General features: G+C 29.0%; 1 protein-coding gene. It reads left to right on the top strand.

Annotation, left to right across the window (positions count from 1 at the left end; all coding sequences use genetic code 4):
• Window positions 1-461: 461 nt before the first annotated feature.
• Window positions 462-1,991, top strand: coding sequence for a ribonuclease Y (rny, locus tag D9R21_RS05900; RefSeq protein WP_126821473.1), 1,530 nt, complete (start codon window positions 462-464; stop codon window positions 1,989-1,991).
• Window positions 1,992-2,115: the final 124 nt, after the last annotated feature.

Below are 2,115 nucleotides of genomic sequence, written 5' to 3'. Positions count from 1 at the left end.
AGTTTTCATTCTTTATTAAAAAAAGCAACAATTCATAACAATATTTACTTATCGCATGACGAATATATTAATGATGTTAAAAAATGAAATAAATGATATTCAAGCCGCAAAGAAAAGGATATAATAAATAAAAGTTTATAAACCTTTTTTACTAATACTTACTTTTTGGGGTGCACTCTATTTCTTAGTAAAATTTTAACATAATTTTTATTTTAGATGTTCATTTCTGAGTTGATTTGTTGAACTTGCATTTACAATCTACAAGTTAATAAAAATAATAAAAAAATATTAAAATATAGGGTTGAAATGAAAAAATATTCGTATAAAATTGAAATCTTCTGCGAAAATTTTTCTAAAAAAGAGTATAATAATATATGGCAATAATTTCATTGCTAGTATTCCACTTATATATTTAAAATTAATACTTCTTACTTAATCTTTTAAGTAAAGGAGAAATAATTATGCAAACACACATATGAGTAATTATCCTTATTGCTGTTGCAATAGGTTCTTACTTTCTTGGATATTTATTTGAAAAATATTTAAGATTTAAATTAATCAAAAAAACAAAATTAAAAATTAAACAAGCAGAAGATAAAGCAAAAAAAATTATTAATGCTGCTAAAGCAGATGGACGCGTTGAAGCAGCACAAATTAGACAAGAAATGAAAGATGAATTAACTCGCAAACGTGAAGAATTTTTAGCAACCGAAAAATTTTTAGTAGATAGAGAACGTTTAATTGTTGAGAGAGAAGAAGTATTAAATGGCAAAGAGCAAGAAGTGTTTCGCAAGAAAGAAGAATTGCAAGGAAAGATTAACTATTATCAAGAAATGGTAGAACGAAATCTTCATCAACTTGAAAAAGTTGCCTGATATTCACTTGAAGAAGCAAAAGATGTTCTTTTTAAAGAAATAAGTGATCGGTATCAAAAGGAAATTGGTGAATTTTTACGAAATGCTGAAAATACTGCAAAAATTAATGCCAAACAAACAGCCATTAACATTATTACTACTGCAATTGAACGTTATGCAGCAAAAGTTGTGGTAGAAAAAACAACGACTTCAATTTATTTAGAAGATAATAATATGAAAGGACGAATTATTGGGAAAGATGGACGTAATATTCGTACATTTGAAATAGCGGCAGGGGTTGATTTAATTATTGATGATACACCTAATGTTGTACAAATTTCATCTTTTAACCCAATTCGTCGGGAAATTGCAAAAAAAACTTTAGAAAAATTATTACTTGATGGCCGAATTCAACCAACGCGAATTGAAGAAACAATCAAATTAGAACAAGAAGAAATCGAAATTACAATTCTTGAAGCAGGAAAAGAAATTGCGGCTGAATTAGCAATTGATAATTTAGATATTGAATTAATTCGTCACTTAGGAATTTTAAAATATCGAACTAGTTATGGTCAAAATGTCTTATTACATTCTGTCGAAGTAGCAAAATTAGCAGCAATAATGGCAAGTGAACTGGGGTTAGACCCTGCAATTGCAATGCGTGCTGGGTTATTACATGATATTGGAAAAGCAGTTGATTTTGAAAATGAAGGAAGTCATGTTACTTTAGGTGTTCAAATTGTAACAAAATGTAATGAACATCCAATTATTATTAATGCGATCGCTTCGCATCATGGCGAAGTACCAGTAACTAATCCTTATTCTGTTTTAGTATCAGCTGCTGATACGTTGTCAGCTGCTCGTCCAGGCAGTCGCAATAATACTGTTGAAAATTATATTGCTCGAATGAATGAGCTAGAAAAAATTTGCCAAACAGTCCATGGTGTCCAATCAGCTTATGTTTTACAAGCAGGACGACAAATTCGAGTTATTGTTAATCCAATTATTAATGATGATACTCGTACTCATAAAATTGCGCTTGATATTAAGGAAAAAATTAAACAAGCAAAGGCAATTCCTGGTGATATTGTTATTACAGTTATCCGTGAATTACGAGTTACGAAAACTGTTATTTAAAGAATAAAATTTAAGACCGCACCCCAAAAAGTAAGTAAAATTAAAAAAGAACTTTACTAAACTTTTAGAGGAGGTGCATTTTTTAATGGCAGGAAAAGAACAAAAATTTAAAACATATACTGCA

The organism is Spiroplasma endosymbiont of Megaselia nigra (assembly GCF_003987485.1).
Taxonomy (GTDB): Bacteria; Bacillota_I; Bacilli_A; order Mycoplasmatales; family Mycoplasmataceae; genus Spiroplasma.
The sequence above is the reverse complement of the archived record's forward strand: the minus strand, read 5'-3'. Positions and strand labels throughout refer to the sequence as shown.